Raw genomic sequence first — 24,076 nt, 5'->3', positions numbered from 1 at the left:
AAATGACCGAAGAAAAACTAGAAACCTTAAAAAGTATCGCTTTGCGAGTACGTGAACACATCATCGGAATGTCCACGGATGGCGGTTGCTTTGTAGGTGCGTCCCTTTCAGCTACCGATTTGATGGTTTATCTATACAACGATTTTTTGAATATTTCCAAAGAAAACCTCGACGACCCTAATCGTGATTATCTATTTCTTTCAAAAGGACACGACGTTCCCGCTTTATACGGTACTTTAGTTGAAATGGGCATTTTAGAGGCTGAACGTTTACAAAATCACCTTTCAGCAAACGATAATATCTACTGGCATCCAAACACAAAAATTCCCGGTATTGAATTTCATTCTGGTTCATTGGGGCATCTTCCTGCGGTTTCACTTGGTGTAGCATTGGATTGCAAAATCAGAGGAACTGAAAACCGTATTGTTTGTATTTTGGGCGATGGAGAATTGAATGAAGGTTCTTGTTGGGAAGCCGTTTTGGTAGCGAATGCTTACAAATTAGACAATCTGGTTTTTGTGATTGACCGAAATCATTTCCAAGCGAATGTTGCCACAGAGGAATTAATTCCTTTAGAACCTTTGGCAGATAAATTCAAAGCTTTTGGGGCGGATGTCGTAAGAATTGATGGACATAATTTCTTGGATTTAGAAGAAGCATTTACAAGTTTGGACGAACGCAAAGGAAAACTTCATGTAGTTATTGCTGATACTGTTCGTGGAAAAGGCTTACCAAGTATCGAAGCCCGTGCTGACCGTTGGTTCTGTAATTTTTCAGAAAATGAGGTTTCACAATTGATGGAAGAATTACATGGCGTTCACGCAGCAAATATAGAATCAGAGGTATTGGTGGTTAGATAGCTTCTTGGCTTTCGGATGTCGGATTTCGGCTATCAGATTTCGGAAATAGAAATAAAAATCGATGACTGAAATCTGAAATAATAAGATGACCAAAATTCGAAATCCTAATTCCAAAATCCGATGACCGAAAGCTGACAGCCCAAAATAATAAAATCATGTACGAAGAATTATTAAAAAATACAGCCCTTGCTGACGAGCGTTTTGTGGTAATGACTGCCGAAAACCGTGCTTTGGTGAGAAATTTACCAGCAGTTTTGGGAAAAAGATTTATAGATACAGGTATTACCGAACAAACGATGTTGGGTGCTGCCGCAGGTTTGGCTTTACGTGGACGTATTCCGGTGGTTCATGCTTTGTCGGCATTTTTGTCGATGCGTGCTTTTGAATTCATCCGTACCGATGCAGGTATTGCCAATCTTCCTGTGAAGTTGAGCAGTTTTATTCCGGGTTTTTTGTCGGATGGAAATGGACCAACGCACCAAGCCATTGAAGATGTAAGCATCATGCGTGGTATTCCAAATATGCAGGTTTTTGCTCCTGCGGATGAAGAAGATTTAGTGACGATGTTACCGCAAATCTGGCAAACGCCAAATCCTGCGTATGTACGTATTTGTACTAGACCAGCCAAGTATCAGCACGATACAAATTTTGAAATTGGTAAAGCTGAAATCATTTCAGAAGGTACAGACGTTACGATTTTGGTTTACGGTTTTATGTTTGAACAAGCCTTAATTACTGCTGAAATCTTGCGTGAACAAGGCAAATCTGTTGGTTTGATTAACATGAGAAGCTTGAAACCTGTAGATGAAAAAGCTATCATTAAAGCAGCTCAACAATCGGAGCTAATCGTAACGATTGAAGACCATTTCTTAACAGGCGGCTTGTACAGTATCGTGGCTGAAACATTGTTAAAAAACAGAATGACAGCCGATGTTTTACCGATTGCTTTGAATGAAAAATGGTTCAAACCTGCTCGTTTGAATGAAGTATTAGCATACGAAGGTTTCACAGGAAAACAAATGGCAGAGAAAATATTAGTGTATGAAGAGGCTGTAAGCTTAAGACAATAAGTAATGAGCTTTTAGTTATTGTGATTCAAATCTTATATATCTTGAGTCTTGCTTCTTTTGTCTTATATCTTGTCTCTTGCGTCTTTTCTCTTTCATCTTTAAGTCCTAAAGTCTTCAAGTCCAAAATCCTAAAGTCTAAAAAAAATGCCAAATACAATAAAATCTAACGAAAATTATCCCAACATCACAGAGTCAGATAGTTGGTATAACAGAGCTTTAAAAGTACAAAAGCCCATCACACAAACACTTGCCAAAGGTCCGGGACAATTCACCAAAGGTGTAGCACCAAAGTATTTACAAAAAGGCAAAGGCTCGCACGTGTGGGATGTTGATGGCAACGAATACATAGATTTCAACGCTGCGATTGGCCCACTTTCTTTGGGTTATGCTTATCCAGCGGTGGACGAAGCCATCAAAAAACAATTGGAAGATGGCATCACTTTTTCCTTGATGCACCCTTTGGAAGTAGAACTTTCTGAATTAATTCAAGAAGTCATTCCAAATGCTGAAGCTGTAAAAATCTCGAAAACAGGTGCTGACGTTTGTTCGGCGGCTATTCGTGTAGCTCGTGCATTTACTGGTCGTGAAAAGATTTTCTGTTGTGGTTATCACGGTTGGCACGATTGGTATATCGGTATTACAAGCCGTAATGCAGGTATTCCAGAAGCCATTCAAAACATGACTTACACTTTTGAATACAACAATATCGAAGCCATCAAAGAAGCTTTGGACGAAGACGTTGCCGCCATCATTCTTGAACCTTTCATTTTTGAAGCACCACAAAATAACTTCTTGCAAGAATTAGCTCAGGTTTGTCATGAAAATGGCACTTTGCTCATTTTTGATGAAATGTGGACAGGTTTTCGCATTGCTTTGGGTGGAGCTCAAGAGTATTTCAAAGTTACTCCCGATTTAGCGGTTTACTCAAAAGCTTGTGCCAACGGAATGCCGATTGCTTTATTGACAGGTCGTGCAGATGTAATGGAATTGTTCAACAGCGAAGTATTTAGCTACACAACTTTCGGAGGCGAAGCACTTTCTTTGGCGGCAAGTATTGCTACCATTAAAGAAATCAGAGATAAAAATGTTCCTGCTTATTTGGATGAAAAAGGTGGCATTATCAAAGACGGCTACAACGAAATCGCTAAAGAATTTGGTTTAGAAAACCTGACTAAATGTATCGGCTACAACTGCCGTTCAATGGTGACTTTCGCTCCAGAAGCAGGCAATGGATTAGAAGTAAAAGCTTTGATGCAACAAGAAATGATTAAGCGTGGCGTATTGTGGGCTGGTTTTCATAATATGTGTTTCAGTCATTCTGATGAAGATATTCAATACACGCTTTCGGCTTACCGTGAAGTAATGCCAATTTTAAAAGAAGCCATCGAAAGTAAAGATGTAAAATCATACTTGAAAGGTGAAGTATTAGAAGCTGTTTTCAGAAAAACAAGCAATTATAATATTAAGCCTGCTTTGGCAAAAGCTTAATGGAGATATGAGTTTTGAATTATGAATTGTCATTGCTGTACTAAAGGATTCAATAAGTACTCAAAATGTTTTTCTTAGCCCAACAATTTGATGTAGTGGCAACCCTTGCGGTTGCCTACCTGAAACGAAACGGTAACTGCAAGAGTTACCGCTACGATTTGGAAAATGTACAGTAATCTGAACGAATTAATAATCATGGAAAATATACTTACAAGTCCCATCCCTCAACTGTTTTCATTGGTCGGAAAAACGGCAATTGTTACAGGCGGAACTGGACTTATCGGAAAGAAGCATTGTGAAGCTTTAATTGCAGTTGGAGCAAACGTTGTAGTGGCAGACATCGCTCAAGCGAATCCAAAAGCTTTTGCTGAAACATTTGGAGAAAATGCTTTGGGCGTAAATATTGATGTTACTAATGAAACCTCTTTGATAGACGCAAAAAACGAAATCTTAGCTCGCTTCGGCTCGATTGATATTTTGGTGAACAATGCCGCTATTAACGATATGTTTGAAAATCCAGAATTGGCGGCTTCGCTTTCTGCTTTTGAAAAATATCCATTAGAATCATTCCGAAAATCTTTAGAAGTAAATGTGTTGGGTGTGTTTTTATGCTCACAAGTATTCGGAACGGTAATGGCTGAACAAGGTAGCGGAAGTATCATCAACATTGCTTCTACCTACGGAATCGTTGGTCCAGACCAAAGTATTTACCGCAATGAAGCTGGCGAACAGTTGTTTTTCAAATCGCCATCGTACCCAACTACCAAAGGAGCAATCATCAATTTTACTCGCTATTTGGCAGCTTATTGGGGCAACAAAGGCGTGAGAGTCAATACACTTTCGCCCGGCGGTGTAGAAAATTCGCAAGATGAGTATTTCGTAAAAAACTATTCAGCCAAAACTCTTCTGGGAAGAATGGCGACTTCAAGCGATTATCAAGGAGCATTAATTTACTTAGCGTCCGACGCTTCGGCATATATGACAGGTGCAAATCTGGTTGTAGATGGCGGATGGACGGCTATTTAGTTGTGATTTAGTGAATGAGTGAGTTAGTGATTAAAAAAGTAAAAGATTGAAATTCATAATTTAAAAAAATTACTCAATCACTAACTCTCTAATTCACAATTAAAAAATAATCACTCAATCACAACTCACTCAATCGCTCAATTAAAAATCAATCACTAATTCACTAACTCACTAAATATGAGCTTACACGAAAAGGCAAAGCATATCAAATTACTCATTACCGATTGTGATGGTGTGTTGACGGATGCGGGCGTTTATTATGGCGAAAATGGTGAAGTATTAAAAAAATTCAATATCCGTGACGGAATGGGTGTTGAAAGACTTCGCAAATTAGTCAATGTTGAAACGGCTATTATCACTGGAGAAGTATCGCCTTCGGTTGCCAAAAGAGCCGAAAAACTAAGGATTACAGAATTGCATTTGGGCATTAAAGATAAATTGGCTGTGTTGGTTCAAATTATGGTCAACAGAAATCTCACCAAGAATAACATTGCTTACATCGGCGACGATGTGAATGATATTGAAATTATGCAAAACGTTGGATTAACCGCTTGCCCAAGCGATGCCATCAGTTTTACCAAAGAAGTAGCCGATTATATCTGTGAAAACAAAGGTGGCGAAGGCTGTTTCAGAGAATTTGCAGAATTAATCATCGCCGCACAATCTTAATCGAATTTCATAAAAATATTTTATCCATACTGTCTTTTGTGGATTGTCCAAAAAATCACATCTGAACAATCCTTATCCCCAAGACATTCATACTTTTCTAAACAAACCCTCCTTTGGGGTCAGGGGGTTTTTACGTCCATTACAAATGAAAAACGTTACATTATCATCAGGAAAAGTTATCGGTAAAGGTCAGCCATGCTACATTATTGCCGAAATTGGAATCAATCATAATGGTTCTTTAGACATCGCAAAACAGCTCATTGATGAAGGTGCAAATGCTAAAGCAGATGCAGTAAAATTCCAGAAAAGAACACCTGAATTATGTGTTCCACTTGACCAATGGGAAATCCAACGTGATACTCCTTGGGGAAGAATGTCGTACATCGACTATAAACGTAAAACTGAATTTGGCAATTTAGAATACTCTGCCATTGACCAACACGCAAAACAAAGAGGAATCGACTGGTTTGCTTCACCTTGGGATGTTGAATCAGTTACTTTCCTTGAACATTTTAGCCCAGTTTTGTACAAATTGGCTTCTGCTTCTTTGACGGATTTAGAATTAATTGAAAAAATTCTTCATACAGGTCGTCCATTGATGATTTCAACAGGGATGTCAACGGTGAAAGAAATTACTGAAACAGTAGCTTTCATTAAAAATTTCGACGAAAATTATCCATTGATGATTGCTCACTCTACTTCGGCTTACCCTTGTAAACCAGAAGAATTGAATTTGAGTATGATTAGAACTTTGGGCGAAATGTTCCCAGATACGCCAATTGGTTACTCTGGTCACGAAACTGGTTTGGCAACTACTGTTGCTGCTGTGGCTTTAGGTGCTACCTTTGTAGAACGTCACTTTACTTTAGACCGTGCGATGTGGGGTTCAGACCATGCTGCTTCTGTTGAACCACAAGGTTTGGCACGCTTGGTAAAAGATATTCGTGATGTAGAAATCGCTGTAGGCGATGGCATCAAAAAAGTATATGAAGCCGAAATTGGTCAAATGAAAAAGCTTAGAAAACATATTTCAGCGGAGTATTCAATGTAGTTGTGAGTGTATTTTTCAACAACTTTTATCAATAGGGAGTTTAAACCTCTTCCTATTGATAAAAGTTAGATATTTAACCGCAGAATATTGGCTTATTTTCTTATTTGATACAATCTCTTTTCTACAAAATTGAATCCTTTTTTTGTCATTACGCTTGAAAAAATCACATAAACCAATATGAATCTCTTAACAATAACCACTTCGATACTTGTATGTTGGATAATTTTCATCATCCTGATGGAGAGGCTTTATCCTTATCGAAAAGGACTCAAATTTTTCAGAGAAGGCTTTTGGGTGGATTTGGTTTGGTACACAATCATTCAAAGTTACTTTCTTAAAATCCTTATTTTTGATTATATCATTCAACCGATTAATGTTCATTTCGATTGGTCTGATTATCAATTTGTCAAGCATTGGTCTATTCCAGCTCAAGTACTTTTCTTTTTGATTACACACGATTTTTATATTTATTGGTTTCATCGTTTACAACACGCCAATAAATTTTTCTGGAGAACCCACGAAGCACATCATTCGGGTAAAGAAGTAGATTTTTTAGAAGGTTCACGTTCACATATTGTGGAAATTATCATTAATCAAACGATAGAATTTTTACCCATTATCGTACTTGGTGCCGACCCAGCTGTTTTACCGATTAAAGCCTTATTAGATGCTGTTTTTGGTATGTTTATTCATGCCAATATTAATGTAAAAATGGGCAAATGGAAGTATATTTTCAATTCACCAGAATTACACTTATGGCATCACGCCAATTATCAAGAAGTATTTCATGCTAATTTTTCTACCAAATTTGCTTTTTGGGATTACCTTTTCGGCACTGCATACTTTCCAGGACATAAACCAGGAAATGAGCGTGAAAACTGGGGTTTGTACTATGATTATCCGAAAGATTATTTCTTGCAACATGCTTTTTCAGTAAAGCGTTTTGATGAAAAGAAATTACTTCGCTACAAATGGTTTGCTTGGTATTACAACTTGCGTCCGAATATTTTAAAGAAAATTACGCATTGGATGGAAGATATTGAACATTACTTTTTGGTTGAAAACTCCACGATGAATTATCGTAGTATAGAACAACACAAAAACGAAGAAAAACCAGAATCTCATAATCATCATTCTGATCTCAAATAAATGGCTTGGATTTATATTTTAATTGCTGCTTTATTTGAATCAGCATGGACATTTTCGCTGAAATTCCTCAGTTTTAAAGATATAAAATCCCTTCCACTCCACAAGTATTTGGAGATGGAAGGGATTCTAAAAATTATTCCTTTATTGGGTTATATCGTTTTTGGGATTGGCAATATTTACTTTTTTTCGATTGCACTGAAAACTATTCCTACTGCAACTGCAATGGCTGTGTGGACAGCCTCGGCTTTAATCTTCATCAAAATTGCCGAAATACTTTTCTTTCACGAAAAACTCAATTGGGTAGAAGCTTTTTTCTTAATGTTAATTACCGTTGGAATTGTGGGTTTGAAAGTCGTTAGCGGAAAATCGTAATCAATTTATCCGTATCTAAATCTGAAAAATTGCTAATACTTCCTTCAATTTTCGGTGCTAAAATGCCCGATTGTAATGCTTTTTTACTTTTCAAAACGATGGCTTCGTCCCAAAATTTGGCATCAATAAAACTTTGAAGCAAAGTACTTCCTCCTTCCACAATCAGCGATTGAACTTTTCTTGTGGCTAAATCTTGAATAATGTTTTTGAGTAAATCTTCTTCTTCAATTTTCACAAAAGAAGTATTTTCAATTACTTTATTTTCAAGCAAATTATAGCAAATCGTTGGCTGAGAGTTATCGAAAATCTTTAAGGATTTAGGCAAACTAAGGTTCTTGTCTAACACAATTCTTAAAGGATTTTTGCCCGTCCAAAAGCGAGTATTCAACGCTGGATTATCGTAACGAGCAGTATTTGTGCCGATCATTATAGCATCTTCATCACTTCTCATTTTATGCACAAACCTTCTGGAAAGTGGATTGGAAATCTGTACAGCCTCAAAGTTTTCTTTGGCAATAAAACCATCAGCCGTTTCAGCCCATTTTAAAATAATGTATGGTCGATTTTTCTCAATTGAAGTAAAAAAACGTTTGTTCAAAGCTCTTCCTTCTGCTTCCAAAACTCCCGTTTCTACTTCGATTCCAGCGGCTTTTAGTTTGGCAATTCCTTTTCCACCGACCAATGGATTTGAATCTACATTACAAATAATTACTTTTTTTACTTGATGTTTTACCAGTAAATCTGCACAAGGAGGCGTTTTCCCGAAGTGCGAACATGGCTCAAGCGTCACATAAACTTCCGATTCGGACAACAATGATTTATCTTCAACCGAGTTCACGGCATTTACTTCTGCGTGAGCTTCGCCATATTTTTTATGCCATCCTTCGCCAATAATTTTGCCTTCATGCACAATCACACAGCCCACCATCGGATTCGGCGAAACCGTTCCCGCACCCAAACGAGCCAATTGTAATGCACGAGCCATCCACATTTCAGCAGGCTTGGCGTAATATTCTTCGTAACTTTGCATAAATGTTTATTGATTGTTACTCTATAAAAGTAAAAAATCTTATTCCTAGACAAATTTCTATTAGCAGGCGAATTAATTCGCCTGCTAATAGAAAAAAGGATAATAGTTTCATCATTTTTCTTTGAAATACTACGTTATTTTTGAATTTGTTCAGTAATCAAGCAAAAAATACGAATACAAGTAGTAAATCATGTTATTACACAATAAACTCCTCACTCATAATTCATAACTCATACCTAACCTGTATGTCCACTAAAAAAATATTCCAAGAACTTTTCTCCGAAATTAAGGCTGTTTACGATGAAAACGAAGCGAAAAGCATCGTTTATTTACTTTTAGAATACTTTCAAGGTATTTCTAAAACGGATATTTTATTAGACAATCCGCTGAAAAAAACTTTCGATTATCAAGCAATTATTCATAGAATCAAACAACATGAACCTGTTCAATACATTATTGGCGAAACAGAATTTTATGGTAGAGTTTTTAAAGTAAGTCCTGCTACTTTAATTCCACGACCAGAAACAGAAGAACTGGTTGAATTAACGATTCATACTTTTCAAGATTTAGTTAAAAAGCAACTCATTTCTTCGTCTCCCAAAATATTAGATATTGGTACAGGAACAGGCTGTATTGCGATTTCGACGGCTGCTAATATTCAACATTCCGTTGTTACGGCTTTTGATATTTCGGAGGAAGCTTTGAAAATGGCAAAGCAAAATGCTGTATTGAATGAAGTAACAATAAACTTTGAAAAGGTTGATTTCTTGGATGAATCAATCCACGATTCTTTACCTGTTTTTGATATTATTCTTTCAAATCCACCTTATGTTACAAACTTTGAAAAACAGGAAATGGAACATCATGTACTGGATTTTGAACCGCATTTAGCACTGTTTGTGGAAGACGATAATCCGCTAATTTTTTATAAAGCTATTGCCAAATTTGCTAAAAAACATTTGACTGAAAATGGTTTTTGTATCGTAGAAATTAATCAAGCTTTTGGGATTGAAACGGCTGATTTGTTCTGGAAAGAAGGTTTTAAAAGTGTAGAAGTAATCAAGGATTTCTTTGGGAAAGATAGAATGGTGAAAGCGATGATATAGCGGTTAGCTGTCGGATTTCGGTCTTCGGCTTTCGGATGTCGGATTTCAGATTTTTTACTTATCTAAAATTAATCATTTTAAAATCTGAAATCCGACTTCCGAAGACCGAAAGCCAACAAAAACTAAAACATTAATTCCGCAAACACTGCATGATGATCTGAAGCAAAACGACCGCCCCAAGTATTGCTTAATGTTCCGTGTTTTAATACTTTAATTTTATCAGTGTTCAGGAAAATATAGTCAATCAATTTTCCTTCAATTTCTTTTGCCTGAAAACCATTAAATGTACTGATTGGTCCGAAATGCGGCTGTTTGGTTACTTTCTGTGCATCTATCAAACCTTCGTTAATAATGATAGTTGGCTCTTCTTGTGGCGTACTATTGAAATCTCCTGTCAAAATCACTGGTATTTTCGGGTCGATTGCCTTGATTTTTGCGACTAACATTTTTGCACTTTCACGGCGAGCTACTTGTCCGATATGGTCGAAGTGTGTGTTGAAAACATAGAATACTTTTTTTGTTTTATTGTCTTTGAATTTGGCATAAGTCACCACACGATTCAAAGCTGCATCCCAACTTTTACTGGGTGTTTCTGGCGTTTGACTTAACCAAAATGTATTGCTTTCTAAGACTGTAAATTTGTCTTTTCTGTAAAAAATAGGAGAAAATTCGCCTGCTTCTTTACCATCATCACGCCCAACGCCTACATAAGCATAGCTTGGTAATAAAGTACTTAGGTTTCTGATTTGTCCGACTAATACTTCTTGCATTCCACAAATATCTGCTTCGTAAAATTCAAGCATACTGGCAAGGTTTTCTTTGCGTTTTGACCATTGGTTTTCACCATCTTGTACTGTTTCCAGACGGATATTGAAGGTCATTATATTGATTTTTTGCTGAGAAAAACTGCTCATAGAAGTACTTATCAAAAGTATTAATAGCAGAGAATAGAAAGTTTTTTTCATTTGCTGATTGTTTGGATATTTTCAGCAAAACTATTCATTTCCAATCATAGGCTTGCCCTGATATGGATAAAATTTGTGTAAAGAATGTTGAGAAGTAAGAGACAAGAAGTAAGACAGAAGATTTAAGATGAAAGAATCAAGACAGAAGATTAAAACGAAAGAAGTAAGATTTTAGGCGGAAGGTTGGAGTATAGTATCTATTTAAAAATCCAACTTCCGAAATCACAAATCTGAAATCGCTTTCAGTTCTTCTAAACAATTATTGCACAAACAAGCTCCGTCAAATTCCCATTGACTGACGTCGGCGATGTATTCTATTTGCTTTTTTGTGAGATTTACTTTCATGCAGTCGCATTGTAGAATGTTGTTTACTTTGCAGGTAAACAGTTTCTGGCATCTTGGACAACTTTCTTGAGCGTGTTTTTCCATGATTTTTCTTGTTTTACGAGTTGGAAACTCGTGCTACTGTCTTGTCTTTTACTTTGAATTTTACACAATCCAGAAATATTTTTCCGCTGAGACTATTTAATCTTACACAATTCAAAAATAATTTTCCTCTGAGACTATTGAATCTTACACAATCCAGAAATAATTTTCCGCTGAGGCTATTGAATCTTACACAATCCAGAAATATTTTTCCGCTGAAGCTATTGAATCTTACACAATCCAGAAATAATTTTCCGCTGAGGCTATTGAATCTTCCTCTTAGTCGCTTTATATTTCCTGCATGCTATTCAACTTTTTATAAAAACCATTTTCATTTGCCAAAAGCTCGTTATGCGTTCCTCTTTCTACAATTTTACCATGATTGATGACCAAAATTTCATCTGCATGTTGAATTGTACTCAGTCTATGGGCAATTACCAAAGTTGTACGATTTTTCATCAAGTGCGTCAGGGCTTCTTGCACTAACTTTTCTGATTCAGTATCTAAAGCAGAGGTAGCTTCGTCCAAAATTAAAATCGGAGGATTTTTCAAAACTGCTCTTGCGATACTCAAACGCTGGCGTTGTCCGCCCGACAAACGTCCTCCTCGGTCGCCAATAAAAGTTTGGTAGCCATCAGCCAATTGTGAAATATATTGATGTGCATTGGCAATCTTCGCAGCTTCTTCAATTTGGGCATCCGTCGCTACTGAACCGAAAGTAATATTGTTCGCAACGGTATCATTAAACAAAATAGATTCTTGGGTAACGATACCGATTTGCTTGCTCAATGAAGCCTGTTGGATTTGTTTTAGGTCGATACCGTCCATTAAAATTTGTCCCTCCGTCGGGTCATAAAATCTTGGTACAAGGTCGGCTAGGGTTGATTTTCCTCCGCCCGAAGTTCCCACCAAAGCAATGGTTTTTCCTTTTTGGATTTTGAAAGAAATATTATCTAGTACTTTTCTACCTTCTTGGTATTCAAAACTTACATTTTTGAATTCTATTTCTTCCTTAAATTCTGGAATGGCAACAGCATCTTTCGCATCTTGAATGGCAGGAACTGTATCAATCAATTTCAAGATTCTTTCTGCCGAAGCAATGCCTCTTTGTACACCACTAAAAGCATCCGCAATTACTTTGGCTGGTCGCATTACTTGCGAAAACAGAATAATGAATGAAATAAAAGTAGAAGCACTCAAACTTTCGTCGTTATTAATCACCAAAGAACCGCCATACAATAAAATTCCAGCAATAACGGTTACTCCCAAAGCTTCTGAAACTGGAGAAGTCATTTCTTGACGATAGACCATGCGTAATACCGCTGATTTGTAACCATAATTTTGCTCCTTGAATTTTTCAGCTACTACTTTTTCAGCATTGAAACCCTTTACAATTCTCATTCCGCCGAATACTTCATCAAGCGTGCCAATCATGGCACTTTGGCGTTCCTGTACTTCACGAGCGGCACGACGTAAACGACGACTTATCGTGGCAATTACTCCACCAGAGATTGGTAAAATTAATAATGAGAAAAGCGTCAGCTTCACCGACATATTGAACAAAAAAACAAAGTACATTACCAAAGTAAATACTTCTTTAAAACTTGCTGTAAAAGCTCTACCGACAGAGTTTTCTACTTCTTGAACGTCGGTAGTGAGATGTGCCATCAGGTTCCCTTTTCTTTCATTATTGAAGAAACCAAAATGTAGGTTAAGTGTCTTTTCAAAAATGGCTTGACGTAATGAAGCAATGGTTTGTGCTTCTACTGTTTTAAGAATTCTTTGAGAGAAATACCTAAAAATATTAGAACAAACTACCGATACTACAATGGCAACACAGGCAAATTTCAACGCACCCATTCTACCATACAAACCAATGATTTGATAGAAGTAATAATTGAAGATTTCTTTAAAGTAATCTGATTCAAGAGAAAACTCAGGTTTTATACTAAATTTCTGTAAATCAGCAGCTTGCACTTTATCAAAAAGAACATCAAGTAAAGGAATTAGTAAAGTAAAATTAAGAATACCAAATAAGCTTGCGAGCAATGAAAGTATAAAATATGGAAATGCAAAGGCTCTTAAAGACTCAGCATATTGAAGAATACGAAAGTAAGTTTTCAATGAAAATTGTTTCAGATTTTGAACGTTAATTAAAAATAACTCATACAAATTTAGTAAAAATGTGTTGACTATTTTCCTAGAACATTATATCTGTAAAATAGTACTTTAAGGATTCGCTAAAAAATCACTAAATTGTAAAAGATTAATACTAGTTTTGTATATAAGCTCTCACTAAGGCTTTGAAATCTCTTTAATATACTAATTGCTTTTATGAAAATGTCTTTACAACCATTAAGACCTTTACCTGTTTTCGGGTTGAGGTTTTATGAGGTAGAATTTACTTTCTATTCTTTCTGGCAAAAGGTTTTCTCGAACCAAACCTTTCCTTGTAATGCTATTCAGCATTTCTTTCACTCTTTTTATTGTTTCAAATCCAACCTTCTCGACCGAATTAGCGTCCATTATAGCACTTTGTTATAATTTTTCTGGCTAAAATATTGGAAGAATACCCAAAAGTCAGGTCGATTAAGGAAGATTTTTATGATAAAGTACTAATTGCTAATATAAATATATACCGATTAAAATGACATTTTCTCTATTTAAAGATAAGCGAAAGCTCTTTCCATTTTTATGGTTTTTCACGCCCCTACTTGCAGGCTTTCTAAAGTGGCGACTAGGTGAAGTTAATAATTATAATATTTTTATAGGTGTTTACCACCACTTGGTGGCGGGTATCAATTTGTATGATTTTTATCCACAGGAATATTTTGACAGCAATCATTACGGTCCTTTGTTTAGTCTTATTATTATGCCATTTACTTTTATTCCTAAAGGTTTTGGCATACCTCTCTGGAATTGTTTACAAGCATTTGCACTCTATAAAGCACTTACGCTTTTACCTATAAAACCTGCTTACCAATGGATTTTACTGGCTATTTGCTTGGTAGATTTAAATACCGCAGCACACAGTGCTCAGGTTAATGCTACAGTAGTAGCTTTTATTATTTTCTCTTGGCATTTTGTTAAAAAAGACCAAGTAATTTGGGCTACATTGTTCGTAATGCTTGGTGCTTTTGTGAAACTGTACGGAATTGTTGGTTTAGCATTCTGGGTATTTTCAGAAAGTAAAATCAAATACATTGCTTATTGTTTTTTATGGGCAATAGTACTGTTTGTGTTACCGATGGCAATTAGTTCCCCGTCGTTTGTTGTGCAATCTTACTTCGATTGGTTCAACAGCTTGGTGCATAAAAACATCCAAAATCAAGGAGTAGCAAATGGTATGGGAACAAGTATGCAAGATGTTTCGCTAATGGGTTTGGTGAGACGAGTAGGCGGTTTCCCACAGCTATCTAATCTATTTTTTATCATTCCAGGCTTTATTTTACAAATACTTCCTTTATTAAGATTTAAACAATATAAAAACTTACTCTTTCAATTAAGATTCCTTGCCTCCCTGTCCATTTTTGTAGTTATTTTTTCTTCTTCATCCGAATCTCCAACATTTATTATTGCAGTAACGGGTGTGGCAATTTGGTTTATCACTCAGGATTTTCCGATACAAAAATGGGTTTGGATTTTACTGATTAATGTTACGCTCGTGACTTCCCTTACGGCAACCGATGTTTTTCCAGATTGGTTACGAATGAAAATCATTTTGTATTCAATCAAAGCCTTTCCATGTTGTTTGGTTTGGTTTGCTTGTGTTTACCAACTCTTATTCGATGAAACCTCAGAAATTAAAACATTATGGATCAATCAAGACTAAACATTTGTATCCTCTCGGCAGCGTACAATGAAGGTGAAAACCTTTTAGTTTTTTATCATGCCGTAAAAAAAGTAATTGATAAACTTCCTTATTCCTTTGAGTTTTGTTTTGTAAACGATGGCAGTAAAGATGATACGCTTTCGGTAATTAGAACATTAGCGAAGAAAGATGAATCCGTTAAATATCTTTCCTTTTCTAGGAATTTCGGACAACAAATTGCTTTAAAAGCTGGCATTGATACCATCAATGCCGACGCCATTATTATGATGGATAGCGATTTGCAACATCCGCCTGAGATGATTCCCGAATTGATTGACCTTTGGTTGAAGAAAAAAGTGAACATGGTCAATACACTTCGTGAAGAAGACCAAGATTTATCATGGTTCAAAAAACAGTCAAGCAAAGGTTTTTATCAAGTATTGAATAAAGTAAGCGATTTAAAGTTAGAACCTGGTCAGGCTGATTTCCGTTTAATCGACCGACAAGTAACAGAAACCTTAAAAAACACCAAAGAACAAGATGTTTTTTTAAGAGGAATGATTCAATGGATTGGCTACGACCAAGCCACCATAAAATACAAAGCTAACAAGCGTTTTGCTGGAGAAAGTAAATATACTTTCGCTAAAATGATGCGGTTGGCTTTGGCGGGCATTACTTCGTTCAGTATCAAACCACTTTATACTGCAATTTATATTGGTTTCTTTTTTGCATTGATGTCATTTTTGTATTTGCCTTATGTACTTTATAGTTTTGCAATCGGGCAGGCTGTTGACGGTTGGGCTTCAATCTTAATGACGATTGCCTTTTTTGGAGGATTAAATTTAATTGTACTCGGTGTTTTAGGAATTTATATTGGTAAAATTTTAATCCAAAATAAAGAAAGACCTTTGTACATTATACAAGAACAAAATATTCATGAAAATAGCCTTGTTGAGTTTTGATGTAGAAGAGTTTGATATGCCTTTTGAATATGGTGGAAAACCTGCGATGGATGAACAAATCGCTACTTCTAATCAAGGTTTACAAACCATTACCTCTGTTTTGGACAAGTACAATGCCTCCGCAACGTTTTATTGCACGGGCGTTTACGCTTTGGCAAAAACCGAACAAATCAAAGATTTAAGCAAAAAGCATGAAATTGCTTCGCATAATCATTATCATTCAAGTCATAAAAAAGAGGATTTGAGTACTTCTAAAGCTATTTTAGAAAACATTACGCAAAAAGAAGTTGTAGGTTTTAGAATGCCAAGAATGGCACCCGTTTCGGATGCTGATTTGTTGGAAGCGGGTTATTTGTATAATGCTTCTATCAATCCGACTTATTTGCCGGGACGATACGATTACCGACATATTTCTCGTACCTTTTTTACTGAAAATGATTTAATTCATTTTCCAGCTTCGGTTTCGCCTGCTTGGCGTGTACCTTTGTTTTGGATTGCTTTTCATAATTTTCCATTGTCTTACTTCTTTTACTTATGCAAAAAAGTAGTGGAAGCTGATGGTTATTTGCATTTATACTTTCATCCTTGGGAGTTTACCGATTATACAGATTTGCCCAACGGAGCTAAGTATCCATTTTATTTGCACAGAAATAACGGCAAAAAAATGTTGGAGCGATTCGATAAATTGATGGCTTTTTTACAAAAAGAAGGTTTTGAATTTAAAACGACTAAAGACTTTCTGATTCCTTCAGTTTCGCATATTTAATGACGGGGTTCATCGCCGAAAGCAATGCCCACATAAAACCAGCGTAGCCATCTAAACAGGCGGCTTTTAGGAAGTAAACTTTTAGGAAAGTAATCGGGAAACGCAAAACGATGGTTGAAACGGAAGCTTTCTTTCCACGTTCCGCCAACGTTTTTGCTCCGAGCGAAGTATATTTATTGAATTTATTGAAGTAATCCGTCAAATCACGATAACTATCGTGTAAAATATGATTCGCTAACACACCAATTTTCCCTTTTATTTCCACACTTTCGTGAACGTGTTCAGTATTCCAATTGCCGAAATTTCTGTTGAAAAGTCGTAGCGTAAGTCTTTTGTATTCGCCACTAAAACGCAATAATTTACCAAGAAAAATCAGAGAGCGAGGGATTTTATACGCTTGAAATTCAGTATTTTCAAGGGATAAATTCTGAATTTCTGTTTGTAATTCAGTACTTAAAATTTCATCATCGTCTAAAGAAAGAATCCAATCGTTTGATGCTTGAAGTGTAGCAAAATTCTTTTGACTACCATAATTATCAAACTTTCGGTATATTACTTTTGCCTTAAAAACTTCAGCAATTTTTAGCGTTTTATCACTACTTCCAGAATCCACCAGCACAATTTCATCTGCCCAAGTAACGGCTTCCAATACTTTAGCCAGTGTTTTTTCAGAATTAAAAGTAATCAGAACTACGCTAATTTTCATTTGGTTTTAAATTGAAATCAATACTTTACTTGAATGCCGTGATAATATTCTTGTGCTTGGTAATCTTTTCTGAGCGGATGCCCGTCCCAATCTTCTGGCAAAAGAATTCTTCGTAAATCTGGATGACCTATAAAATTAATTCCTACTAAATCAAAAGCTTCTCTTTCGTGCCAATCAGCCGTTTTCCAAATATGGCTTACTGTTGGTACTTCTGGTAAAGCTTCGCCTTTTTCATTTCTTGGAAAAATCACTTTCAGCATCAATTTATGTTCGTAGGGAATGGAGTACAAATTATAAATTACTTCCATCGTACCTTTATCCACACCATTATCTAAAGCCGTCAAACAAGAAAGCATATCGAAATAACATTCTTCATGTTCAAGCATCAAATTGCACACCTCTGCAATATTTGCCGTGGGTACTGTAATACTTTGGTAATCGGATTGAAGTATGATCGCTTCTCCGAATTTTTCTATCAGAATATTTTTAAAGTTCTCTATGTTCATCTTGTTTATGCTTTCACAGCAAAGGCTGGTTTTTGGTTTCTTGCCTCTTCTGCTTCCATTTCTAATAATGCTTTAGGAGCAACCAAGCTTTCATTTCTGATTTTTTCTTGCAACTGTAAAAAACCACCAATTAAAGCTTCTGGACGAGGTGGACAACCTGGCACATATACATCTACTGGAATAATTCTGTCAACACCTTTTACAACGTGATAACCATGTTCCCAGTAAGGACCTCCACAATTTGAACAACTTCCCATCGAAATTACATAACGAGGTTCGGGCATTTGTTCATAAAGGCGACGAATTCTATCAGCCATTTTGAAAGTAACTGTTCCTGCTACAATCATCACATCTGACTGGCGTGGCGAAGGTCTCGGAAAAACCCCAAAACGGTCTAAATCATAGCCAGAAGCCATCGTTTGCATCATTTCAATAGCACAACAAGCCAAACCAAAACCCATAGGCCAAAGCGAGCTAAGCCTTGCCCAATTGATGAGGTCATCTACTTTGGTAATTACAACACCGCCTTCATTGAACTGTTGATCGAGTAATCCTTGCATAATGATTTAGATTTTGAGGATAAAATAACTTATCCCGAACTGCAAATTTAATCTCAATCCTGCATTTTATTGGTTTATTCTCAAAAATTATCGAACAATGGTTAAATATCCTGTAATTGGACGAATGTCATCATCTGCTTTGATGACGTAATAATAAGTAGCTGCTGGCAAATTTTCACTGTCTTTTCGCCCATTAAAAGGATTGGACGAATAATTTATTGTGCTAAAAATTTCACTTCCCCAACGGTTATAAATTTTCACTTCAGCATTGGGATATTCTTCGATTCCTTCCAACACCCAAACATCATTCACATTGTCTTCGTTAGGAGTAAAACCTGAAGGAACAATAATTTTTGCTTTTACTTTCACCAAAATATCATCAGTATTGGTACAATTACTTAGGGATGAGGTTACTTTTAATGTATATTCAGTATCTGCAATTGGCGAAGCTATTGGCGTTGGAATATTAGCATTATTTAAACTATTGGCTGGCGACCATTCGTAAGTTAGATTATTATCAAAACCTCCGCTTGCTTGGCTTTTTAGCGTAATAGTATCTCCTCTGAAAATCACTACATCGTTGCCCAATAATACTTTGGGGGGCAAATCCACAAAAGTGATTCTAGTGATTTTAGAAACACAACCAAAACCATTGGTATATTGATAAGTAATGGGCGAAGCACCATAAATCAAAGGAGAAAAAGTAGTGCCATTTACTCCTCTACCTATGAATTTTGCCATCGTTGCATCATAAGGGGTAACATAATTTAGTAAATCAAGTTTCAGATTTGCCGTACCACAAAAGGGGGAAATTGTATCAAATTTGATGGTCGTTAATGGATTGACTGTCAGTTTTAAAGTATCCGACATTTTTTTACAATTGTTTTCATCCGTAACCTGTACTTTGTAAATACCTGAAGTTTTCACATCAAATTTATTATCGGCTGAATTTTGAATGGAAACATCATCTTTATACCAATCATACTTTAAATTGTAGCCTTGATTAGCAATTAATGGAATACTTTCTCCATCGCAGATTACCTTTTTATCAATTCGGTTTGTAAACAAAGCATCAGGTAAAGCATAAACTGTTACTTTAGTAATTGGTTCATATTCGCAAATACCTCCAATTTGAGTCATTCTTGCCCGATATTCTCCAGAAATACTAACTTCCATTTCGTGACTATCACTGTTTGGAACATCAAAACTATTACGAGTCCAAGAATAACTATACGCACTTGTCGCAAAAGTACTTCCATCTTGTTTTTGAATCGTTAGTTTAACTGGAATCTCATCAAGACAAACCTTTTTTTCATCAGGACTAATAGCATATTGTTCCCCTGTTACTTTTTTTACGATGGTTTCATCAGAAGTTGATGTTTCGCTACAACCTGTATTGTAGCCAATAATCACAGTATATTTCCCAGGCTCATCCACTCTAATTTTATAGCGATTTTCGTTGGCTAGATTAACATTGTCTTTTTGCCATTGATAGGTATATCTTACATTAATTTCAGTAGCGAGTTCTACAAAACCATAATGACAGAAATCAATCGTGGTTGCATGAATTTTCACAGGAGCTAAATCTCTAAAAACAGCAGGTTTTGCTGGAGCATCAAAACAGTCTATTACTTTCAATTGAAAATCCCTTCGGGTCTGACCAATCACTACGCCGTTTCGTATTTCTTCAACCAAAACAGAATAGACAAAAAGCCCAAGTTCGGTAGCCGTGAGCGTAATTATTCCTTGATTATCAATCTTCATGCCTGGGCTTTCCGCTGGAATGGCAGTTGTAGCACTATATCCACTATTCCATGTAATAGTTGGCATATTAGAAGAGCCAATTGGGTTAGGAGTACCATTCATTCCTGGTGAGCTAAACCCTCTGTAAGGTGTTACAAAAGAGTAACGCAATTGGTCGCCATCGGCATCTGTAGCAGAATTATCAAAACTAAATGGCTGTCCTTTACAAATATATTCACCTTTAGGAAAAGAAAACTCTGGAGAAGAATTAACAAAATCTGCTCCATTTTTCTTTAAAGCTGGAAACTCCAAATAAAACAGCATGCCAGTATTTTCTGAGTTACGAATATTATTAGCTACATTTCTACAACATCTATCATGTATAATATAATAACCTTCTGCATCAGTATATTGAGTTGGGTCTAGCTGTAAATTTTGTGTATAAGTAATATTGACAATATCTAAGCCTTGAGTAGTAGCACAAGCGGCGTTGTTGTAAACAAATGGTTGTCCATTCAAATCATTAGCAAATAAAACTAGCGTTCTCATCAGAACATTGTCTCTTTTCCTAAAAATACCAACTTTTAATCCATTATCTTCCTGATTAGGGGTTCTACGTACTTTATCAAAATACACGTGCATCGTTAAAGTAAATGCACCATGTGTACTCCCTCTGACAAGGCTAAAATTCCCTCCAAGAATATGACTAGCTTTAAGTTCAAAGCTCAATAAAAGGCACGTAAACAGTATAAAAATGCTGTAAATTTTCTTCATAGTTTTTGGATTTCAGAGCATATTGAGTATTCAAAAAGTAGAAATAAAAAGGTATGAAGGATATTTAGGCGAATTATGAGGGGAAGGTCTTGAGTATTTTGATTTAAAAATCAGTATTTTCACATAATTGTTTTTTCTTGGTAATAAAAATTATGTGTTTGATAGAGAGAAGAACGATTGAAGGGATAATCTGTAAGGATACATTTAAGACTACTAACTTACTAATAACGTTGCAATTAAGTGTAAATTATGCAAAACAATTTTTTCGATACTCGTATAGAATTTCTCAAAGGAGTAGGTGCTGCAAGAGCTTTACTATTGAATACCGAACTACAAATTTTCACCTATGGAGATTTAATTCAATACTATCCTTTTCGCTACGAAGACCGCACTAAGTTTCATAAAATTTCCGACTTATATGATGGTATGGATGTTGCCCAAATTAAAGGGAGACTACATTTTGTAGAAAAAATTGGCGAAGGACACAAAGCCAGATTGACGGCTCAGTTTTCGGATGGAACAGGCTCAATGGAACTTACTTGGTTTCAAGGAGTAAGTTTTTTAGAGAAAAAATTAAGACCTAGTACTGAATATATCATTTATGGAAAACCTGCTTTTTTTCAAGGTCGCCCGCAAATGCAACATCCAGAAATGGAATTACCAAATCCTATCAATGAAAAAGGTGGTTACTTTCAGCCTGTTTATAGTTTAACTGAAAAGCTCAAAAAACGTTATATCGACTCAAAAGTAATTGCGACTATGCAACGCAATTTGTTGGATTTGGCTTACGATAAAATCCGAGAAACGCTTCCTGATAATCTCAGACTAAAATTCCGTTTGGTTGAAAAAAAAGATGCTGTTTATAACATTCATCTTCCACAATCAGAAGCTTGGCTACATCAAGCAAAACGTAGATTGAAGTTTGAAGAACTTTTTTATAATCAGCTCAGACTTATCAAACAAAAGTTGAGCCGAAGAATTGATTACAACGGACAAGTATTTAAGAGTACAAGTTTGGTGACAGAATTCTACAAAAATCACTTACCTTTTGATTTAACCAATGCTCAAAAGAAAGTAATTAAAGAGATTTTTGAAGATATGAAATCGGGCAAACAAATGAACCGATTATTGCAAGGAGATGTGGGTTCTGGTAAAACCATTGTCGCATTTATTTGTATGCTTTTGGCAATCAGTAATGGGACACAGGCTTGTATCATTGCTCCTACTGAAATTTTAGCTGACCAGCACTATCAAGGTTTAAAAGATTTTGCCGAAAGTCTTGGTATTAAAATTGATAAATTAACAGGTTCTGTTCGTAAAAAAGCTCGTGGTATTATTCATGAAGGTTTGCTGGATGGTTCGCTCAAAATACTTGTTGGTACGCATGCCATTTTGGAAGATATTGTACAATTTCAGAATTTAGGTTTTGTCGTAATTGATGAACAACATCGCTTTGGCGTAGCACAACGTGCAAAACTTTGGGAGAAAAATTCAGTGATACATCCACATATTTTGGTGATGACAGCTACGCCAATTCCAAGAACTTTGGCGATGACACTTTATGGAGATTTAGATGTTTCAATCATTGATGAACTACCTAAAGGACGAAAACCGATTAAAACTGTCCATCGCTACGACTCGCATCGTTTGAATGTTTTTGGTTTCATGCGAGATGAAATCAAAAAAGGGCGACAAGTATATGTAGTTTATCCACTGATTGAAGAATCTGAAAAATTAGATTATAAATTCCTGACGGATGGCTATGAAAGTATCGTTCGTGCATTTCCAGAATATCATGTAAGTATCGTTCATGGAAAAATGAAACCTGCTGATAAGGATTTTGAAATGCAACGTTTCATCAAAAAAGAAACGCAAATTATGGTAGCAACTACTGTGATTGAAGTTGGCGTAAATGTACCGAATGCTTCAATTATGGTGATAGAAAGTGCCGAACGTTTTGGCTTGGCACAATTGCACCAATTACGTGGACGAGTTGGTCGTGGTGCAGAGCAAAGTTATTGTATTTTGATGACGGACGTAAAATTGTCAAAAGATACTCGTATTCGTTTAGAAACCATGGTACGAACAACAGATGGTTTTGAAATTGCTGATGTTGACTTACAATTACGTGGACCTGGCGATTTATCGGGAACGCAACAAAGTGGTGTGATAGATTTGCTCATTGCCGACTTGGCTAAAGATGGGGAAATACTGAGAGTAGCCAGAGAATCTGCAACTGCTATTTTGGAAGAAGACAACGATTTAGAATTGCCCAAAAATGCTATGATAAAAGAGCAAGTAGAAAACCAAAGAGCCAATGCCAGCAACTGGGCGAGAATTAGTTAAAAGATTAACAATTGGTATGGATAGCAATCTTTTAAAAATTATCGGATAAAAGCAATGAGGCAAACTCTACGTATCCCCAAATGAGAACGGAGGCAGACATTACCATACATACCAAAAAAAGTAAGATTAATACAGCAAACAAAGAGATTTTTCGCTTAGTCATAATTTTAACGTTTTGTAAAATGCAATTATATTTTTACAGTTGCTTAGTTGCTTCTGCAAACAACATGGTACTGTTCCCCGTAAATAGAAATTGTAAAATGAGTATTTTATAGATTTATTTGGTGTGATGAAGTATGAAATTTTACGCAAGTTAACACTGTAACTAACTATATACGAGCTATTGACTTACTCTTACACTAAAGTTGAATTTTGAATTTTAGAAGTGGAAGAAACGATGGGAATTTTTCTGAAAATTTAAATTAACAGCGTTTATTAAATTAATAAGTTTATTTATCCTGTATTTTCAACTTCAATACTTATCGTAATTTCTTTTTTAAGTCGAACAAAACTTCTCATTTTTAAGGTCATAGAAATCATCTTTGACTTAATTTCAGAACATTGAACAGAATAGGCTTCCCTTGAAAATTGTTTTTCGATATTGATTTAGAATAAAATCCACTCATATTCTGGGTGGATTTTTCATTTCACTTACGGTGATTTATTAAAAAAATACAATTTTATTTGACT

General features: G+C 35.9%; 22 protein-coding genes. 13 read left to right on the top strand and 9 right to left on the bottom strand.

What is annotated here, in order from left to right; translation table 11 throughout:
- Positions 1-2: 2 nt before the first annotated feature.
- The 8 genes from VB776_RS13240 (at position 3) to VB776_RS13205 (ending at position 7,685) form a co-directional block, all read left to right on the top strand.
- The gene (locus tag VB776_RS13240) at positions 3-860 is read left to right on the top strand and encodes a transketolase (RefSeq protein ID WP_323330401.1); all 858 of its coding nucleotides are present in this window, start codon (positions 3-5) and stop codon (positions 858-860) included.
- A 155-nt stretch (positions 861-1,015) separates the two neighbouring features.
- Positions 1,016-1,930 (top strand): transketolase family protein, encoded by a 915-nt coding sequence (locus VB776_RS13235; protein WP_323330400.1) that lies wholly within the window; start codon positions 1,016-1,018, stop codon positions 1,928-1,930.
- 144 nt (positions 1,931-2,074) lie between these two features.
- Positions 2,075-3,418, top strand: coding sequence for an aminotransferase class III-fold pyridoxal phosphate-dependent enzyme (locus tag VB776_RS13230; RefSeq protein ID WP_323330398.1), 1,344 nt, complete (start codon positions 2,075-2,077; stop codon positions 3,416-3,418).
- 195 nt (positions 3,419-3,613) lie between these two features.
- Positions 3,614-4,444 carry an SDR family oxidoreductase gene (locus VB776_RS13225; protein ID WP_323330396.1) on the top strand — a complete coding sequence of 277 codons (831 nt, stop codon included), beginning with the start codon at positions 3,614-3,616 and terminating at the stop codon, positions 4,442-4,444.
- A 177-nt stretch (positions 4,445-4,621) separates the two neighbouring features.
- Positions 4,622-5,113, top strand: a complete 492-nt coding sequence (locus VB776_RS13220) for a KdsC family phosphatase (protein WP_323330394.1) — start codon at positions 4,622-4,624, stop codon at positions 5,111-5,113.
- Between the two features lie 145 nt (positions 5,114-5,258).
- Complete coding sequence (locus VB776_RS13215; protein ID WP_323330392.1) at positions 5,259-6,164, top strand: N-acetylneuraminate synthase family protein; 906 nt, start codon at positions 5,259-5,261, stop codon at positions 6,162-6,164.
- Positions 6,165-6,401: 237 nt separating this feature from the next.
- Positions 6,402-7,313, top strand: coding sequence for a sterol desaturase family protein (locus VB776_RS13210; RefSeq protein WP_323330390.1), 912 nt, complete (start codon positions 6,402-6,404; stop codon positions 7,311-7,313).
- Positions 7,314-7,685: a DMT family transporter gene (locus VB776_RS13205; RefSeq protein WP_323330388.1), complete on the top strand. Its 372-nt coding sequence runs from the start codon at positions 7,314-7,316 to the stop codon at positions 7,683-7,685. It abuts the gene before it with no gap.
- On the opposite strand, the gene ribD is transcribed toward VB776_RS13205, so the two are convergent.
- Positions 7,669-8,715: a bifunctional diaminohydroxyphosphoribosylaminopyrimidine deaminase/5-amino-6-(5-phosphoribosylamino)uracil reductase RibD gene (gene ribD / locus VB776_RS13200; RefSeq protein ID WP_323330386.1), complete on the bottom strand. Its 1,047-nt coding sequence runs from the start codon at positions 8,713-8,715 to the stop codon at positions 7,669-7,671. The two genes, VB776_RS13205 and ribD, sit on opposite strands and share 17 nt — an antisense overlap.
- A gap of 245 nt (positions 8,716-8,960) precedes the next feature.
- On the opposite strand from ribD, the gene prmC reads away from it, so the two are divergent.
- The gene (gene prmC / locus VB776_RS13195; RefSeq protein WP_323330383.1) at positions 8,961-9,821 is read left to right on the top strand and encodes a peptide chain release factor N(5)-glutamine methyltransferase; all 861 of its coding nucleotides are present in this window, start codon (positions 8,961-8,963) and stop codon (positions 9,819-9,821) included.
- A gap of 122 nt (positions 9,822-9,943) precedes the next feature.
- On the opposite strand, the gene VB776_RS13190 is transcribed toward prmC, so the two are convergent.
- The 4 genes from VB776_RS13190 to VB776_RS13175 all read right to left on the bottom strand — a co-directional run bounded on the left by VB776_RS13190 (position 9,944) and on the right by VB776_RS13175 (position 13,738).
- Positions 9,944-10,786 carry an endonuclease/exonuclease/phosphatase family protein gene (locus VB776_RS13190; protein ID WP_323330381.1) on the bottom strand — a complete coding sequence of 281 codons (843 nt, stop codon included), beginning with the start codon at positions 10,784-10,786 and terminating at the stop codon, positions 9,944-9,946.
- Positions 10,787-11,008: 222 nt separating this feature from the next.
- The gene (locus VB776_RS13185) at positions 11,009-11,215 is read right to left on the bottom strand and encodes a cysteine-rich CWC family protein (RefSeq protein WP_323330379.1); all 207 of its coding nucleotides are present in this window, start codon (positions 11,213-11,215) and stop codon (positions 11,009-11,011) included.
- Positions 11,216-11,500: 285 nt separating this feature from the next.
- A complete protein-coding gene (locus VB776_RS13180) occupies positions 11,501-13,336 on the bottom strand; it encodes an ABC transporter ATP-binding protein (protein ID WP_323330377.1) in 1,836 nt (611 codons plus the stop codon).
- Positions 13,337-13,576: 240 nt separating this feature from the next.
- The gene (locus VB776_RS13175; RefSeq protein ID WP_323330375.1) at positions 13,577-13,738 is read right to left on the bottom strand and encodes a hypothetical protein; all 162 of its coding nucleotides are present in this window, start codon (positions 13,736-13,738) and stop codon (positions 13,577-13,579) included.
- 121 nt (positions 13,739-13,859) lie between these two features.
- On the opposite strand from VB776_RS13175, the gene VB776_RS13170 reads away from it, so the two are divergent.
- The 3 genes from VB776_RS13170 to VB776_RS13160 are packed head-to-tail and all read left to right on the top strand — an operon-like array spanning position 13,860 to position 16,751.
- The gene (locus tag VB776_RS13170; protein ID WP_323330374.1) at positions 13,860-15,044 is read left to right on the top strand and encodes a glycosyltransferase family 87 protein; all 1,185 of its coding nucleotides are present in this window, start codon (positions 13,860-13,862) and stop codon (positions 15,042-15,044) included.
- On the top strand, positions 15,026-15,985 hold the full coding sequence (locus VB776_RS13165) for a glycosyltransferase family 2 protein (RefSeq protein ID WP_323330372.1): 960 nt from the start codon (positions 15,026-15,028) through the stop codon (positions 15,983-15,985). The genes VB776_RS13170 and VB776_RS13165 overlap by 19 nt, the downstream gene beginning before the upstream one ends.
- A complete protein-coding gene (locus VB776_RS13160) occupies positions 15,960-16,751 on the top strand; it encodes a polysaccharide deacetylase family protein (RefSeq protein ID WP_323330370.1) in 792 nt (263 codons plus the stop codon). The genes VB776_RS13165 and VB776_RS13160 overlap by 26 nt, the downstream gene beginning before the upstream one ends.
- On the opposite strand, the gene VB776_RS13155 is transcribed toward VB776_RS13160, so the two are convergent.
- The 4 genes from VB776_RS13155 to VB776_RS13140 all read right to left on the bottom strand — a co-directional run bounded on the left by VB776_RS13155 (position 16,714) and on the right by VB776_RS13140 (position 21,040).
- On the bottom strand, positions 16,714-17,457 hold the full coding sequence (locus VB776_RS13155; protein WP_323330367.1) for a glycosyltransferase family 2 protein: 744 nt from the start codon (positions 17,455-17,457) through the stop codon (positions 16,714-16,716). The two genes, VB776_RS13160 and VB776_RS13155, sit on opposite strands and share 38 nt — an antisense overlap.
- Positions 17,458-17,474: 17 nt before the next feature.
- Positions 17,475-17,963, bottom strand: coding sequence for an NADH-quinone oxidoreductase subunit C (locus VB776_RS13150; RefSeq protein ID WP_323330365.1), 489 nt, complete (start codon positions 17,961-17,963; stop codon positions 17,475-17,477).
- A 5-nt stretch (positions 17,964-17,968) separates the two neighbouring features.
- A complete protein-coding gene (gene nuoB / locus VB776_RS13145; protein ID WP_323257304.1) occupies positions 17,969-18,523 on the bottom strand; it encodes an NADH-quinone oxidoreductase subunit NuoB in 555 nt (184 codons plus the stop codon).
- Between the two features lie 87 nt (positions 18,524-18,610).
- Positions 18,611-21,040, bottom strand: a complete 2,430-nt coding sequence (locus tag VB776_RS13140; protein WP_323330363.1) for a gliding motility-associated C-terminal domain-containing protein — start codon at positions 21,038-21,040, stop codon at positions 18,611-18,613.
- 249 nt (positions 21,041-21,289) lie between these two features.
- Between VB776_RS13140 and recG the strand changes: the two genes are divergently transcribed.
- Positions 21,290-23,386: an ATP-dependent DNA helicase RecG gene (recG, locus tag VB776_RS13135; RefSeq protein WP_323330361.1), complete on the top strand. Its 2,097-nt coding sequence runs from the start codon at positions 21,290-21,292 to the stop codon at positions 23,384-23,386.
- The last annotated feature ends 690 nt before the right edge of the window (positions 23,387-24,076 follow it).

It is taken from the genome of Arcicella gelida (genome assembly GCF_034931025.1).
In the GTDB taxonomy this organism is placed as follows: Bacteria; Bacteroidota; Bacteroidia; order Cytophagales; family Spirosomataceae; genus Arcicella; species Arcicella gelida.
The sequence above is the reverse complement of the archived record's forward strand: the minus strand, read 5'-3'. Positions and strand labels throughout refer to the sequence as shown.